The organism is Shewanella oncorhynchi (assembly GCF_012584455.1).
GTDB lineage: Bacteria > Pseudomonadota > Gammaproteobacteria > Enterobacterales > Shewanellaceae > Shewanella > Shewanella oncorhynchi.
Window position 1 is genome coordinate 299,395 of record NZ_JABAEB010000003.1, and the last position, 16,289, is coordinate 315,683.

The following is a 16,289-nucleotide window of genomic DNA, read 5'->3' on the forward strand; positions in this document are numbered from 1 at the left end:
CCGTTGGGTGATGAGAAACCCCTTTTAACGCTTGCCTATGAAAAGAGCGTTTCTTCCAGAGTGCGACCTTTCAGCAGCATCTTGTATTGCCATTGATGCTGATTGAAGAGGGCGAATAGGCGCATCTCAATATCACTGTTGTGCGCTTTTTCTGTATTTGTGTCTAGCTGGATAATAAACACATTGCTTTGTTTTGAGCTAATGTTCACCACTCCCGCCAGTTTTGCCACTTCCGCTTGCAGTGCATCGCTCTCACAATTTTGCATGGTTAACGTCAGGTAATCGCTGTCGGTCGATGCATGCATTGACACCGCTTGACTCAGTTGGCCTTTATCTAAATACAACACTTGATCGCACAACTTTTCGAGCTCATCGAGATTATGGGAGCTGATCATAAAGGTTGTGGTGGGTGATAAGGCTTTGACCAGTTCACGGACTTTTTTCGCATTGGCAGGATCGAGTCCCGCCGTCGGTTCATCTAATAATACTAATTCTGGCGAGCCAATCAGCGCCTGCGCAATCGATACACGTTTACTCATACCGTGGCTAAGGCTAGGCGGTTTTTGCTCGGCAACATCAATTAGATCGACCAAGGCCAACACGCGCAGTGCCTCTTGCTTTGCTTGCTCTAGGTTCATGCCCTGCAGACGAGCGAAAAATATTAACTGACTGACAATCGTCAAGTTGGGATCGAGCACTGCATCCTGGGGTAAAGCGGCAATCTTGCCTAAGAGTTTAGGGCTATTGGGGGCTTCACCGAGTAGGGTTATGGTTCCAGAACTAGGTGATAAATAGCCGCATAACAGGCTAAAAAGTGTGGTTTTACCCGCGCCATTGGGACCGACAAGGGCGATGGGGGCACCCGCTTCAAGACTGAAGCTCACATCATTCAGCGCCTTTTTGCTGCCGTAAAGCTTCGACAGCCCTTGGCATTGGATCAGACTCATAGCGAGCTCCTTTGCATATAAATTCTGCCGAGCAAGAGGGCCACAGCGGTTTGTAACAGTGGAATAGGGGCATAGACTAAGCTATTGAGTCCATTGGTATTGAGCATGTCCGACAGTTGAGCACCGGGTAATACCCACTGGAGTTGTGCTAGTAGGCTAGATTGATTCGCTAACACCACGATAGTGATGGAAATCACTGTCCATAAAATGGTGGCAAACACCATAGCTTGGCGTGCCGTGCGCGCATACAGGGACAATAAAGTCATCACAGCCGTGTAGGGCAAGATCACTATGATGAGGTTAAGGCCCACTAAGGCGCCAGACGTTAACGCAGATAAAAACAGTTGGCTGTCGCGGCTGAGCGCAAGGGCGACAGTGGCGATAATCGTTAATAGGATCAGTAAACCTTGGATCAGAATTTGGCCAAGGAAACGCCCGAACAATAAGCTGTCACGGCTAGTGCGTATGGTTAAAAAGCGCAGCGTGCCGCGGGTTTTATCCGATGAGAACTGATCGGCGGCGATAAGAATGCTGAACAGTGGAAACAAATACAGCGCAAAGCACCAAAACACCGCCATTTCGGCCACGGGCCACTCAAAGAGCACATTGAGGGTATTGGCACCAAATAAGCTGTCGATGATATCTTTTACATTGGGCTGCAATAACATGGCCGATGCACTTTGAATGGGGTAAAGCAGAAGTACACCCCAAACTAAACCAAAGGCGACCAAGGCGATGATCCCGCGGGTATTAAATAAAAATTTGCGCAGTTCAAACATGGCGATAATAAACATGTTGTTGAAACTGCTGGGTGGATTATTGGTCATGTGCTGTCTCTATTCTTTTTGCGCTAGGTTCAGGGGCTATGGTGCTTGGCGCGGTTAAGTTTCTCACCCTTGGGTAGACAGTGGATTGGTCCATAAGTGCCATGTTGCTCACATAGCACTTATTATCCATCGGTATTTATCAGTCATTATCTATCGCTAATTAGCTCAATGAGGCGATTAATTCATCGAGCTTTTGCGTCAGTTCGGCGACTTGTTGTTCAAGCTCTGTCACTCTGTTCACTAATTCAAGCGGCTCTGCGTCTACATACACAGCAACATGGGCTAAGGTATGACTTGTGCTACGGGATTGACTAGCACTTTCGTGCGATGACGCAGCAGAGAATAATTCCACATAACGGGATTCACGGCGACCAGCTTCTCTGGGTAATTGTTTTAAGAAGGGCTTTTCACGGCTCATTAATTGACGGATGCAATCTTCCACGTCGATCACGTCTTTAAATTCGTGTAGTCGATTGCTGCGGGTCCGTAGTTCTCCCGGTGTTTGTGGGCCACGTAATAGCAACAAACAGACGATGGCGAGTGCGGCGGGGGACAGTTGAAGTTCGCTGAATTCGGTATTGCAGAACCGGTGTTTGTATTTAACGACGCGGCTGCCGAATCCCGACTGTTCGCTGATCAAACGTTTCCGATTTAGGGAATCAACGGCGATTTGCACTTGGGTTTCACTGAGTTCGAGTACGGGCTCGCGGCTGGTTTTTTGATTGCAGGCTAAGGTCAATGAGTTTAGCGAGAGTGGATATTGCTCAGGGGTGATGATTTCTTTCTCAAGCAGGCATCCGATGACTCTGGCTTCGTGTAACGTGAGTTCCATATAAGCTCCAAAGAAAAAAGCATGGCTTTGTTTATAACAGAGCCATGCTTAATATCCTAGGAGTTGTCAGTCAAACTCTGCCTTAGTGGCGGTAAACTGTACAATTTTAACGCTAAGTCCTGAATAGAGTTGATTATTCTGCTGTTTCAGTTAAACGCAGACCATCATTATCTATGCTCAGTTGGCCATTCTTAAATAAGCCACCTATGGCTTTTTTGAAGGCTTTTTTACTCATACCAAGCTGATCGTAAATGATTTCAGCATCGGTTTTATCGGTCAGGGCTAAGAAGCCGCCAGCCTGTTTGAGTTTTATCAGGATAATGTGGGCATGCTTATCTAACTCTTGTTTACTGCCTTGTTGCAGCACAAGATCGATTTTGCCATCGCGGCGCACTTGTTTGATGAAACCTTTGAGTCTTTGGCCGAAACGCAGTTTTTGGAACACTTCGTTTTCGTAAATCACGCCCCAATGGGCATGATTAATAATGGCTTTGTAGCCTAAATCTGTGGTGCCGCCGATATATAAATCGACCTGCTCACCGACTGTGTAGTCCGGCTCTGTCTTATCGAGGAACTTATCGATTTTTGATGAGGCCATGATGCGTTCATCGGCGCGGTTGGCGTGTACATAGACCAGATATGAGCGGCCTTCTTCAATAGGCTTATGTTGCTCACCGAAGGGCAGTAATAAATCTTTATCTAAGCCCCAGTCTAAAAAGGCGCCATAAGGACCGGTTGCGACAGCTTTTAAGTAGGCGAATTCGCCTACCTGTGCCAATGGACGGCGCGTGGTAGCAATCACGATATCTTCAGAATCTAGATACAGAAACACGTCAAGCAGATCACCGACTTGGCAGTCTTTTGGGGTGACTTTGTTTGGCAGCAGTACTTGCCCTAATTCGTGGGCGTTTAAATACACGCCAAAGCTGACTTGTTTTACAACCTCAAGTTTGCAGGTTTTACCTATCTGTACCATGGATCTCTCTGTGCATAATGGAATGTGATTCGGTTGCGATTATACACTTCGGTGCTGAAACTGCAGCATTATTGTCTTTGAGCTTTATCTTAGCGTGTGTGAGTCGTCACTTAGCGCAGGTTTGACCACGTATTGTGTCTCGGAGGAACCACTGATTTGTGGCGGGTTTGGCGCTGTGATATTGGTTGTTTGGCTTCGCTTAATGTTGGCAAATGTGCATCACTTGAGTGACACACAAAAATCAGGGATATTTGCAGGGGTAAATGTCAATAAAAGTGACAAAGGTGATATAAAAAATATTGAACAGACTCGTACGACGTTTATGGGTTAACTAACTAATATTACTCTATTTAAAACCAATGGGTGGCGGGTGATTGTTAAGCCGGTGTTTATTATATTTTAATGTAAAAGATTAAATGAGATTCTTGCTTGCATTCTGTGACATTGCGCGGTTTAATTGCGCCGTTCAACGATTCCGCTCGTTGCAGACATTACAAATATTACGTGAGTAATAAAGGTTTTATGGTTCACCAGTCATTAACCGTGTAATTAACAGTAGATGTAGTTACATGGGGTTAAGAGGGTTTTTATTAGCTAATGCACAAGCATCCATTTTTTGCACTTTGCCTAAAAGTGTCACAATGCCAACGCTCGATTGTCGTACCATACGATGATACTGGCCTTAAGCATCTCACGTTGATCCGCATCAATTCTGGCCGCGAAGAAGCCAATAGTCCCCTGTTAAAATAATCTTGCCTAGCGATAAGCTGGTTTGGCGTTTTCGCTAGTTCAGTGTTATCGGTTTTCGTTTTCTACTTGTGTTATCGGTTTCTGAAGGTCTTAACCTCTTTCAAACGTCTTTAAGCTACTTATTAGCTTGATGTTTTAAGGATGCGACTCAGGATCTTATTTGGCTTTTTGGCGGTATTTGCGCCCTTTAGCCTGAGGATAAATGCAAGCGAGGCAAGTAAAGATAGCTTTACTGAGGTAAGGGAATAAGCTTTCCCTTCAATATGATACGATGTATTGCGCTAAGATGCGTTGTCTCTTGCGCTATTAATGAAAATCGCAGCAATGTCACTTACACTAGCGTGACGTTGCGGCATTAAGGAGAAGGTAAAATCTACCTTCGTGTATGTCAGGTAAGGTGTCCCTTTGCCTGGGTTTGTCGAACGGGCGGTTGTGCTATTAAGCCATAACCGTTTAACCCATTTTTTAATAGACGGGCTAAATAATAATGAATGATTGGTCTATTGATGATGCTCGTGCTGGGTACAATGTTACTCACTGGAGCCAAGGTTTTTATGGGATTAGCGATCAAGGTGAGGTGACTGTGTCACCGGACCCCAAAAATCCTGATTACAAGATTGGCTTAAATGAGCTAGCCAAAGACATGGTTAAAGCGGGCGTCGCTTTACCTGTACTAGTTCGTTTTCCGCAGATCCTGCACCACAGAGTGAACAGTTTGTGCCAAGCATTCGACCAAGCGATACAGAAGTACGAGTATCAGGCGGACTATTTGCTGGTTTACCCGATTAAAGTAAACCAACAGCAAACTGTGGTGGAAGAGATCCTGGCGAGTCAGGCATCAAAAGAAGTACCACAACTGGGTTTAGAAGCAGGCAGTAAGCCTGAGCTGATGGCTGTGTTAGCCATGGCGCAAAAAGCCAGTTCAGTCATTGTATGTAATGGTTATAAAGATAATGAATATATCCGTTTAGCACTGATTGGTGAAAAGTTAGGCCACAAGGTTTACATCGTTTTAGAAAAACTGTCTGAACTGAAAATGGTGTTAGCTGAATCTAAACGTCTGGGTGTGACACCGCGTTTAGGTCTACGTGCACGTTTAGCGTTCCAAGGCAAAGGCAAGTGGCAGGCGAGCGGCGGTGAAAAATCTAAGTTCGGTTTATCTGCTGCGCAAATTTTGTTGGTTGTAGAGCAACTTAAGCAACACGATATGCTGGATTCGCTGCAATTGCTGCATTTCCACTTAGGTTCGCAAATCGCTAATATCCGTGATATTCGCCAAGGTGTGAGTGAAGCGGGTCGTTTCTACTGTGAATTACGTGAATTAGGCGCAAGCGTTAACTGCTTCGACGTCGGTGGTGGTTTAGCGGTGGATTACGATGGCACTCGTAGCCAAAGTAATAACTCGATGAACTATGGCCTGACCGAATACGCCAACAACATAGTTAACGTATTGACTGACATCTGTAATGAATACGAGCAACCTATGCCACGTATTATTTCAGAATCGGGTCGTTACTTAACGGCGCACCATGCTGTGCTTATCACCGATGTTATCGGTACTGAAGCTTATCAGCCTGAAGATATTCAACCGCCAGCGGAAGATTCACCACAGTTATTGCATAACATGTGGCATTCATGGTCTGAGATTAGCGGCCGCGCCGATCAACGTGCTTTGATTGAGATTTACCACGATAGCCAAAGTGACTTACAAGAAGCGCATTCGCTATTTGCTTTAGGTCAATTGACCTTAGCGGAGCGTGCGTGGGCTGAGCAAGCTAACCTGCGTGTATGTCATGAAGTACAAGGGCTATTGAGTGCGAAAAACCGTTATCACAGACCTATCATTGATGAACTCAATGAAAAGTTAGCCGATAAGTTCTTTGTTAACTTCTCATTATTCCAGTCATTACCGGATGCTTGGGGTATTGACCAAGTGTTCCCAGTATTGCCGTTATCGGGCTTAGATAAAGCCCCTGAGCGCCGTGCTGTCATGCTCGATATCACCTGCGACTCTGACGGTATTGTCGATCAATACGTTGATGGTCAAGGGATTGAAACCACGCTGCCAGTGCCAGCATGGAGTGCGGATAGCCCGTACCTGATTGGTTTCTTCCTTGTGGGAGCATACCAAGAAATCTTGGGTGATATGCATAACCTCTTTGGTGATACAAACTCAGCAGTGGTTCGCATTGAAGATAATGGTGTGACTAACATCGAATCGGTATTGGCGGGTGACACGGTTGCTGACGTATTGCGTTACGTTAACTTAGATGCGGTGGCCTTTATGCGCACTTATGAAGAGTTAGTGAATCTGCATATCGCCGAAGGTGAACGCGCACAAATTTTAGAAGAATTGCAACTAGGGCTGAAAGGCTATACCTATTTAGAAGATTTTTCTTAATTTCTAGCGTGTTAAAATAAATCAGCCTTGGGTAACCTCGGCTGATTTTTGTTTTTATAAGGACAGATTTTTCGCTTTTATTGCCGTTTTAGTCGTGTAAAATCGCGTTGTTCTAGGATCAAGTAAAGGATGAGTGACGATCATGAGGTCAAAGAGTTGATGTTTTTCGAAGGTTCAGAAAAAAAACTCGAGATTATCGTGACGGCGTCTACGCCGAATTTACGAGAACTCGATGTGAGTTTTTGGTCTGCCTTAGTCAACTGTGCCCACGCCGAGATACTGTCGCAGTTAAGTAATGCGGACTGTGATGCCTATCTGTTGAGTGAATCCAGCTTGTTTGTATGGCACGACAGATTTGTCATGCTCACCTGTGGTAACAGTACCTTAGTGGACGCCGCTTGTTACTTTATCGGCGCGCTTGGCGTGCCTGCCATGGCATTGGTGAGTTATCAGCGTAAAAACGAATACCAAGCTCATCTGCAAACCACGAGTTTTGCCGAAGATATTGGCAAACTGCGCCAACGTATCGCCGGTAAAGCCTTTCGAGTAGGCCATCTCGACAGCCATCATCACTATTTTTTCTGCTCTGACAGTGATTATCGAGCACCAAATGATGATCAAACCAGTGAGCTGTTGATGTACCACATTCGTGGCGAATTTGCCGACTATCTTAATGGCGGCTCGCAGAGTAAAGATGAGATTTGCGCCGCACTCGAGCTTAACGATTTACTCCCTGAATTTGAGATTGACTCCTATTTATTTGATCCGTCAGGCTTTTCGATGAACGGTCTCTGGGGCAAATATTATGTTACCTTGCATATTACGCCTCAAAGCGAGAATGCGTGCGCTAGCTCCTATGTGAGCTTTGAAACGAATCTGGATTTAGCCTTATATCCGCAAGATCTATTGGGGCGTCTATTAACCTTGTTTGCTCCTGTCAGTTGGGACACAATCCGCTTTAATACCGACGACTCAACGCAGGGATTTCCTGCCCATTTATGCTTAGGGCGGTGTTCATTAACGACCGAGCAAGGTTATAACATTGGTTTTAGCCACTATCAGCAGCTTCAGGCTGAAGTGCTGATCCCTGAACTCATGTGAATTTTTGGTGTTTGCTTAAGGAAACCCTATGACAGATCTCAGTGATATCCGCCGCGAGTATGCCAAAGGCGGCTTAAGACGTGCCGACTTACCGCAAAACCCGATGGACTTGTTTGAATTGTGGATGACGCAGGCAAGGGATGCTGAGCTTAGCGATCCCACCGCCATGTGTGTGGCGACTGTAGATGAGCACGGCCAACCTTTTCAACGTATAGTATTACTTAAGCGTTTTGATGACACAGGTTTCGTATTTTTTACTAACCTTGGCAGCCGCAAAGCACAGCAAATTGCTGCTAATAATAAAGTCAGTTTACATTTCCCTTGGCATCCTCTAGAGCGTCAAGTATCTGTGCTCGGTGAAGCGCAGGCACTGTCCACCGCTGAAGTGCTTAAATACTTTATTACCCGTCCTAAGGACAGCCAAATTGCGGCTTGGGTATCGCAGCAGTCGAGTAAACTCAGCGCTAGACAAGTACTTGAAGGCAAGTTCTTCGAAATGAAAGCTAAGTTCGCTAAGGGCGATGTGCCTTTACCCAGTTTTTGGGGCGGTTACTTAGTGAGACCTTCGAGTATCGAATTTTGGCAGGGTGGAGAACATAGGCTGCATGATCGTTTTATGTATACCCGCCATGATGCCGAGTGGGAAATCGATCGTTTAGCGCCATAGTACGGCGCAAAGTTCGATAGCTCGGCATAAAACTGAGCTTGTGAACCTAATTACAGAGCTAAAAGACATTGAGTGATTATAAAATTTGGGTTGATGCGGATGCATGCCCTAATCCCATCAAAGAAATCCTGTTTCGGGCGGCGGAGCGCAAAGCCCTGCCGCTGGTGCTGGTGGCTAATCAGATGATCCGTGTACCGCCATCTCCCTATATCAGCCAAATTCGAGTCGGTGCGGGATTTGATGTGGCAGATCAATATATAGTCGATCATGTGGAACCGACGCATTTAGTGATCACCGCGGATATTCCCTTAGCGGCTTTAATCATTGAAAAGGGCGCCTTGGCGCTCAATCCCCGTGGCGAGCTTTATACCGTCGATAACATAAAACAAAAGCTGACGATGCGCGATTTTATGGAAGATTTGCGCGGTTCTGGCGTGCACACTGGCGGGCCTGATTCGTTTTCTCAAGCAGATAAACAGGCTTTTGCCAATAGCTTAGATAAATGGTTAGTGCGCGTATGAATCATAGTTTACTGGTCGCTAATGGATAAACAGAGTATCTTTAGCTTAAGTTAGGTGATGTTGATCACGTTTAACTGGGCAGGATTTTAGCCTGTTGCGGATGTCGAATTTCTTTACGACATGGCTTTTAAACTCACTCTTTAAGGACGGATACGATGAAAAAATGGATGGGAATTGTCGCCTTATCTGCTATGGCCAGTTTTAGCTGTGCCGCGCAATGGCAAGTGATGGAACAAGATTCGCGAGTCAGTTTTATTTCGGTAAAGAAAGGTGATATAGGTGAAGTCCATCACTTTAAACAACTCAAAGGTACGCTAAAAGATAACGGTCAATTTGAATTAACAATTCCACTAATCGGTGTGGCAACGGGTATTGATGTCCGCGATGAGCGGATGCAAAATTTGTTATTTGAAGTGTCTTTGTATCCAGAGCTTAAACTGTCATCACAAGTAGACCCTAAGATACTAAAAAATCTTGGCGTCGGTGAGAGTAAAGTTTTTGATATTGATGGAAAAATTGCGTTACACGGCAAATCGCAAACTAAGGCTTTTTCGGTGATTATCACTAAAGTTTCTGATAACAAACTTTTAGTGAACAGTTTTCAACCGGTAATTGTTAATGCCAATGAGTTTGATCTTGTGGCTGGGATTGATAAATTACGTGAAATTGCGGGTTTATCGAGCATTAGTCAAGCTGTTCCTGTGTCATTTGTACTAACCTTAACTCAGTAACTTCAATAAGATTGGTATAGATCAATACGTCTGTTATCGAAGATAGGCTAGAGTTAAATAAGTGGCGTATGCGAGATCTTGATAAGAAGCCGAGCTTTTGGCTTCTTTGATATTTTCTGATGTGCTATTAATAGCATCACAATAGATATTAAGTTAATGAGTTTAAAGGGTAAAAAATGGTCACAGATAAAGATGGTTACATGCATTTGGTCCAGTATTTAACTGAACATCTTGGCTTATTTGAAACACCAGGTTCAGAGGTAGTTTCAGACGATACTGTGATGGAATTATTTGAAGAGCAATTGTCGGCACAGATCATTATGGTGTGTGGCCAAAATCCATCGTTGTCTTTTACGCAACGTAATGTGATTATCCGTGAAGTGGATGCAATTGTGTATGATTTAGAAGAGATTTTAGCTTCAGTAGCCAACCATAAAGCGACTCCCGCACAGACTTTATTTATTACTGAGTTTTCTAGTTTGATTAAGAATTTGTTCGATCAAGAAATCGCTAAACTTCAAGTGAGTGCTTAGTCAGAATAGCAATTAGATTATTTATTAATGCGTGATTTCAGGTAAGTCAGGACTAATACTAATTTTTAGCGGCGTAAATCATCATCGTTTGAGTACCATGTGTTTCCTCACTCTTATTGTTAAGCTCGAGCTGCAGCAGCTTTGAGTGTGAGGTAAATATCTGCTCTTTGCTTCACTTCATGTTATTTCGTATGGTCACCATTTTTCATCGAGTTCTGCGACTAAGTTTTGTTGCTGGGTTATGCGAGTTATCGCTGTGGATTCGCTCCTTTTGGCGTCATTTGCATTGCTGATGTGTATGTATAAAATGGTGTTAGCTTAAAATAAAAAGCCCATCTTTCCCGCATTTATGTCATTGTCTGTGTATCTTTAGTGTATGAGCTTTAACTATTTTTCCCTTCATGTATTGATAAGGAGTGTTCAATGCTAACGATTTCTTCGGGTCATGCTGATGATATATTGGCTGTGGTCGCATCTGGCCGTGTTAACCATGGGGATGTTGAAGGCTATTTGGTTCCCGCCATAGAAGCCAAGCTGCAAGACCACGCCAGTATTCGCCTTTGGTACGAGTTTTCCCCTGAATTTGAAGGTATATCCGTTGGGGCCCTGTGGGATGATGCGGTATTAGGTTTATTTCATTTAAGTGATTTTTCAAGGGTTGTGATGATTGCCAATGCCACTCAAACAAATGCTATGATTAATGCGCTAGCCTGCATGCTGCCATGTCCGGTAAAGGTATTTACCGCCGATGAACATAGCCAAGCCAAGGCATGGTTAGATCAATAACGCACCTTTGTTTATTGCGGTTCTAAATTTGTACTCAATGGCCAACGACATTGAATGTGTGTGCCTTGGTTCAAGTGGCTACTGATGCTAAGGCTGCCATTGAGATCATTTTTAAGCCACAGATTTATACAGGTCAGCGTTCCAAGGCAGAGTTCTTGCGTTAGTTCTTGCCGTAACTGTGCGAGTTGCGACTCTGTCATACCTATCCCATTATCGATAATACTGATGTGTAACTCTTCGCTCGACTTGTCGATATTAATGGTTATTTCACGCTGTTCATTGTGAGCTTTAAATGCATGATTCAACGTGTTGGTGATTAGACGATAAAACAGCTGCAAATATTGCCATGAAGGGCCATCAATAATGATGTTTTCTTCGCAATTTAACGCTATTTCCACATTTGTTTTAGCTAATTGTACCTTTAGCAACCCTAAGAGATGGCGCATAAATTGTGCGAGATGCAGTGGCCGAATGTCATTTTGATGATTCGTTAATAACTGGGCAATATGTCGCAATTTATCTGCCTGAGTCACCATGATTTCGGTGATCTGATTTTGGTCGTTAGCATTATCTATTGGCTGAAGTTGGCACACTTTGGCGAGTAGCTGATCTTGCTCATGCATAATTTGCGTCATCATTTCCGCTAGAAAATTTTGCATTAGCTGTTGGCTTTGTTCACGACTGAGATTGAGTTGATGATGCTTCTCAAGCAATTGGGTTGATTTGTCTTGGAGCAGATAGAGTTCATGGTTATGTTGATTACTGAGACGAACTTGTTCTTGTAGGTGATTAAGCGCCTCGACTTGCCCTAAAAGTAACTTTTCTTGTTCTTGCTCTTTAATTTTTTGTAAGGTGATATCAAAGGCAATAGCACCGACTGCAATAACGGTATCGTCATCATCTTTGATCTTAAATTTAGTCACGATATAAATAAGATTGCCTAGGGGCGATGGAATAGCTTCTTCAAAGTTTATGGCTTCATGATTATGCAGAACGCGTCGATCATTTTGTTGATACTCGTGGGCAAATTGGCTGGGAAATATCTCAAAATCAGAGGTGCCAATAATGCGTCTGCGTTCTATACCTAAGATTTCACAATATTTGTCATTGACGAGAATATATTTACCGTGAAGATCTTTGATATAGATGAGATTTTGAGAAAATTTAAGTAAAGCCCTCAATTGTTCTTTATGGCGCTTTAACTCCAGTTGAAACAGGTTTTGGCTCTGCAATTGCTGTTCTAGTGCCAGATTACTCGCATCTAAGCTCGCCATTGCCACTTCAAGCTGTCGAGTACGCGACAGGAATGTTTTTGCCAATAAGCCAATTTCGTCATGGCTGTTATTGGCTTTGAGTTCGATTGAGGCGGAATCATTACGTTTTAAGGCTTGGACGATTTCAATAATGGGGGTGATAAATAGTCGGTGCTGGAGTAAGAATAATAGAATTAAGCCTAATAGTTGAATACAGACTAAATAAACGCCGACCTTTTCGATTAAATGTTTAGCGGTATCTTGCAGCGGTGAAATTGGGGTGACGACAAGTACCTTCCAATAGGTATTTGGCATGAGAAATACCGAAACGAGAGATGCCGTTTTAAGGATTGGATCATGGGTCAAAGTTACCGACGTCAGTAATTTCGGGGCAGTAAAATGATTTAAGGCATTGTTATTTACGATGGCCGCTAACATGTCACGCTCATTTTGATGACTTAGTCTCGTTAGATGCTGCATCTGTTCTTGGGTAAAAACGCGCTCGGCAATCGCCGCTTCTATAAAGGCTTTATCTGCACTCTGCAATGCGACTTCGACGGGGCTGAAATCTGGCTGTTGGCTGGCGAGATGATTGAAGGTGACGAAAGAATGATTGGTATTGGTTTGATGCTTAAGATCGTTATTGGCATCTGGATAGGCGAGTACTTGGTTTTGATGATCTAAGGCTATGACATAGCCTCTGACATTAATCATAGTATTGCGTAATAGCACATTGAGCTTTTCTAAACTGATATCCACAGTGGCGGCACCAATAAACTGATGGTCCATCCACATAGCGCCTGAGGCTGTGATCATTGACTCATGGGTTGTCGGATCGAAATAAGATTTTGACCAGAAAATTTTACCAGCAGGAAAATAGCGCGTCGGGCGATACCATTCTTCGGTGTGGTAGCTTGGGAACGTGTCTTTGTTATAGGAATCAATGGCGACTAATTCATCGTTTACATTGTTTGCCCAAAACAGGCTATCTCGAAATTTTTGCTGATTAAACGCGCCGGGTTCCGGCCAGACGCCGCCGCCAGAAATGATGCGTTGTTGACTATCGAGTTTCAGCAACGTGGGAATGGTTTTCACCAGTTGCTCATGATCATAGCGGTAAAGTTTGGCAATACTGGAAATAGAGTCGACTACGGTTTCAACCTGTGAAGTCATTTCTTGCAGTTTGGCGATAATCAACTGGCCATAGTTTTGGTTTAACACGGCTTGCTGATCAAGAACTTGTTGGCGTTGAATGCTTAGCATCACCCAAGCTGTACTACAAATCAAAATAGCGGCAATGACGAGCTGAATAAGGCTAAATTTGAATGGCAAACTGTTTTGCCATTGGGTTAATGGCGTGTGTGGCTCAGATGTCGAACTTTTTCCCATAATCCCCAGTTTCCAAATCACCACTTTTCATTGAGCCAGTGTAGCGCTTTCTCACTGTTTTGCTATTGGCATATGTTTAAGTTGCGAGGATTGAATAGGATAAGTGGAATATAATCGTCAATAAAAAGGCAGGTTTTATGCCTGCCTTATCTCAAACTCGTTATTTATAAAGAGACGGTTTATTTGAACCACTTAGGACAGGTACAATAAAGAGTAACCAAGCGACTAAGAAGCCACTGAAAGCCACTACCATCCATTCGGGCATCGTTACACCCATAAAGACCCAAGGTACATCAGTACACATGCCAGTAGGCATCATAACGGCAGGGAACCATTCGTGTAATGGCATCCAAGCTGGAAATTCAGGTAAGAATGAACAGGTTGAAAAAGGGGATGGGTTGGCTTGCATATCTACGAGCGATAAGGCTAGTTTTAATCCCCAAGTTGCACTGATGGCCCAGAGCACGGCAGCTAAGATCCTGACGATTCGATATTTGGGTGCTGTCATGCCAATGAGACCTGCTGCCAATAAACCAAAAATAGCGAGTCTTTGGTAAATACACATGACACAGGGTTCCAGTTTCATGACATATTGAAAATACAGTGCGGCTGCTTCTAACCCAAGGGCTGTGCCTGCGAGAATAAACCAAGATGAACGGGAATGGGCAAAGCGAGTCATTACAGTCAAAGTGAGCTCCATATCAACAAAAAACGCCCTCAGACATGGGGCGTTTTTTGGACTCTACTTATTAAATAAAGTTCAGTCAATAAAGAAGATTAATGTCCAGTCATCGGCTCTAAAACTTCACTCGCGCTGTGATGGATGATTATCTGGGAATCATAGAAATATTGGGTAGCTTGTTCTAAGAAACCCGTTTGAATCGCCATGACACCTACGATAGACAGCACGATAGTGTAAGGCAATGCCATCCATACCATTCTGCCATAGGATAAGCGAATAAGTGGCGCTAGTGCTGAGGTTAGTAGGAATAAGAACGCCGCTTGACCATTGGGCGTGGCAACCGAAGGTAAGTTAGTTCCAGTATTAATCGCAACGGCCAGCAAGTCGAATTGATCACGGCTGATTTGACCGTTAATCAATGCCGCTTTCACTTCGTTAATGTACACAGTGCCGACAAACACGTTATCACTCACCATAGACAGCAATCCGTTGGCGATATAGAAAATCACCAACTGAGTATTGCCTTGATAACTCAGTGCCCATTGGATCACTGGTGCGAATAAGTGCTGGTCGATAATCACGCCAACAACCGCAAAGAAGACAGCTAATAACGCGGTAAAAGGCAGTGCTTCTTCGAAAGCTTTACCGAGGGCATGCTCATCGGTAACGCCGTTAAAGGCTGTGGTTAAAATAATCACAGAAAGACCAATTAGGCCCACTGAGGCCAAGTGCAATGCAAGTCCTGCGATCAACCAGACACCCACTAAGGCTTGGACGATTAACTTCATGTTGTCTTTATTGGTACGGCGCGCATCTTCATGGGCGGCATATTCACATAAGATCCGATGAACGGCCGTTGGCAACTTAGCGCCATAACCAAAAATGCCAAATTTCTCAACTAAGTAACAAGTTAAGATACCCGAGATTAATACAGGAACAGTAACGGGTGACATACGCACGGCGAATTCACCAAATTGCCAATTTGCTTGCGCGGCGATAATAAGGTTTTGTGGTTCGCCCACCATAGTACACACGCCGCCCAGTGCAGTACCCACACCCGCATGCATTAACAGATTACGTAGGAAACCACGGAATGCACTGAGTTCTTCTTCGTTTAACTGATCTTCACCATCATCATTTTTACCTTCAGAGGTATGATCGTGATCAGCGCCGAAATCTTTTCCAGAAGCGACCTTGTGGTAAATAGAATAGAAACCCACAGCGACCGCAATAATGACGGCAATAACCGTTAACGCATCTAAGAAGGCTGATAAAAAGGCTGAAGCCAAACAAAACATTAATGACACTAAAATTTTAGAGCGCACTTTAGTAATGATTTTTGTGAAGCCAAATAGCAGCAATTGCTTCATGAAATATATACCAGCGACCATAAACACCAAGAGTAATAATACTTCGAGGTTGGCTTCTATTTCATGTAAGACTTGGCTTGCCGATGTCATTCCGATCGCGACGGCTTCAATTGCCAATAATCCGCCAGGCTGTAATGGATAGCATTTTAATGCCATTGCTAAGGTAAAAATAAATTCTAGAACCAATACCCAACCAGCCACAAAGGGGTCGACATAGAAAAAGAGTATTGGATTGATAATTAAAAATGACAGTATTGCGGTTTTGTACCACTTAGGAGAATTTCCTAAGAAGTTCCCAATAAACGCCTGACTCATTGTCGCCGGCATGGCAGCCTCTCTTCTAATTATGTTAAAAATTGCACGTGATTATTATCAATACCTGCGTTAGTTAAATGAGTCTAGCCTAAAGAGAAAGCTAATGTAATGAGTTACTGATACCGACATTTCAAAAAGCGGAGCTAAGCGGCAAAATTGGCCCATCCTGTATTGACCTTGGTCGTTTTTTTGAACGATTCTGTGACAT

The 16,289-nt window shown here is 43.9% G+C and carries 15 protein-coding genes; 8 read left to right on the forward strand and 7 right to left on the reverse strand.

Annotated features, from left to right (window positions below; translation table 11 throughout):
- Positions 1-35: 35 nt before the first annotated feature.
- The 4 genes from HGO26_RS05960 to HGO26_RS05975 form a co-directional block, all read right to left on the reverse strand.
- Positions 36-947: an ABC transporter ATP-binding protein gene (locus tag HGO26_RS05960; protein WP_168823923.1), complete on the reverse strand. Its 912-nt coding sequence runs from the start codon at positions 945-947 to the stop codon at positions 36-38.
- Positions 944-1,774, reverse strand: coding sequence for an ABC transporter permease subunit (locus HGO26_RS05965; RefSeq protein WP_113938767.1), 831 nt, complete (start codon positions 1,772-1,774; stop codon positions 944-946). Before HGO26_RS05965 ends, HGO26_RS05960 begins: the two co-directional genes overlap by 4 nt.
- 160 nt (positions 1,775-1,934) lie before the next feature.
- On the reverse strand, positions 1,935-2,606 hold the full coding sequence (locus HGO26_RS05970) for a YceH family protein (RefSeq protein WP_168823925.1): 672 nt from the start codon (positions 2,604-2,606) through the stop codon (positions 1,935-1,937).
- Between the two features lie 133 nt (positions 2,607-2,739).
- On the reverse strand, positions 2,740-3,582 hold the full coding sequence (locus HGO26_RS05975) for a CvfB family protein (protein WP_105252833.1): 843 nt from the start codon (positions 3,580-3,582) through the stop codon (positions 2,740-2,742).
- 597 nt (positions 3,583-4,179) lie between these two features.
- On the opposite strand from HGO26_RS05975, the gene HGO26_RS05980 reads away from it, so the two are divergent.
- The 8 genes from HGO26_RS05980 (at position 4,180) to HGO26_RS06015 (ending at position 11,072) form a co-directional block, all read left to right on the forward strand.
- Positions 4,180-4,332, forward strand: coding sequence for a hypothetical protein (locus tag HGO26_RS05980; RefSeq protein ID WP_011846564.1), 153 nt, complete (start codon positions 4,180-4,182; stop codon positions 4,330-4,332).
- Between the two features lie 487 nt (positions 4,333-4,819).
- Entirely contained in the window at positions 4,820-6,733 is a 1,914-nt protein-coding gene (gene speA, locus HGO26_RS05985; protein ID WP_028760330.1) for a biosynthetic arginine decarboxylase, read from the forward strand.
- A 159-nt stretch (positions 6,734-6,892) separates the two neighbouring features.
- On the forward strand, positions 6,893-7,834 hold the full coding sequence (locus tag HGO26_RS05990; RefSeq protein WP_168824116.1) for an adenosylmethionine decarboxylase: 942 nt from the start codon (positions 6,893-6,895) through the stop codon (positions 7,832-7,834).
- Positions 7,835-7,862: 28 nt separating this feature from the next.
- A complete protein-coding gene (pdxH, locus tag HGO26_RS05995; protein ID WP_168823927.1) occupies positions 7,863-8,501 on the forward strand; it encodes a pyridoxamine 5'-phosphate oxidase in 639 nt (212 codons plus the stop codon).
- 68 nt (positions 8,502-8,569) lie between these two features.
- Positions 8,570-9,022, forward strand: coding sequence for a YaiI/YqxD family protein (locus tag HGO26_RS06000; protein WP_006081277.1), 453 nt, complete (start codon positions 8,570-8,572; stop codon positions 9,020-9,022).
- A gap of 155 nt (positions 9,023-9,177) precedes the next feature.
- Complete coding sequence (locus HGO26_RS06005; protein ID WP_028760327.1) at positions 9,178-9,753, forward strand: YceI family protein; 576 nt, start codon at positions 9,178-9,180, stop codon at positions 9,751-9,753.
- 176 nt (positions 9,754-9,929) lie between these two features.
- Positions 9,930-10,286, forward strand: coding sequence for a DUF3802 family protein (locus tag HGO26_RS06010; protein WP_028760326.1), 357 nt, complete (start codon positions 9,930-9,932; stop codon positions 10,284-10,286).
- 423 nt (positions 10,287-10,709) lie between these two features.
- Positions 10,710-11,072 carry a SpoIIAA family protein gene (locus HGO26_RS06015; RefSeq protein WP_168823929.1) on the forward strand — a complete coding sequence of 121 codons (363 nt, stop codon included), beginning with the start codon at positions 10,710-10,712 and terminating at the stop codon, positions 11,070-11,072.
- An 11-nt stretch (positions 11,073-11,083) separates the two neighbouring features.
- Here HGO26_RS06015 and HGO26_RS06020 read toward each other — a convergent pair whose 3' ends face one another.
- The 3 genes from HGO26_RS06020 to nhaB form a co-directional block, all read right to left on the reverse strand.
- Complete coding sequence (locus HGO26_RS06020) at positions 11,084-13,714, reverse strand: PAS domain-containing protein (protein ID WP_168823931.1); 2,631 nt, start codon at positions 13,712-13,714, stop codon at positions 11,084-11,086.
- A gap of 160 nt (positions 13,715-13,874) precedes the next feature.
- Positions 13,875-14,402 (reverse strand): disulfide bond formation protein DsbB, encoded by a 528-nt coding sequence (gene dsbB, locus HGO26_RS06025; RefSeq protein WP_028760323.1) that lies wholly within the window; start codon positions 14,400-14,402, stop codon positions 13,875-13,877.
- An 89-nt stretch (positions 14,403-14,491) separates the two neighbouring features.
- Positions 14,492-16,093, reverse strand: a complete 1,602-nt coding sequence (nhaB, locus tag HGO26_RS06030) for a sodium/proton antiporter NhaB (RefSeq protein WP_028760322.1) — start codon at positions 16,091-16,093, stop codon at positions 14,492-14,494.
- Positions 16,094-16,289: the final 196 nt, after the last annotated feature.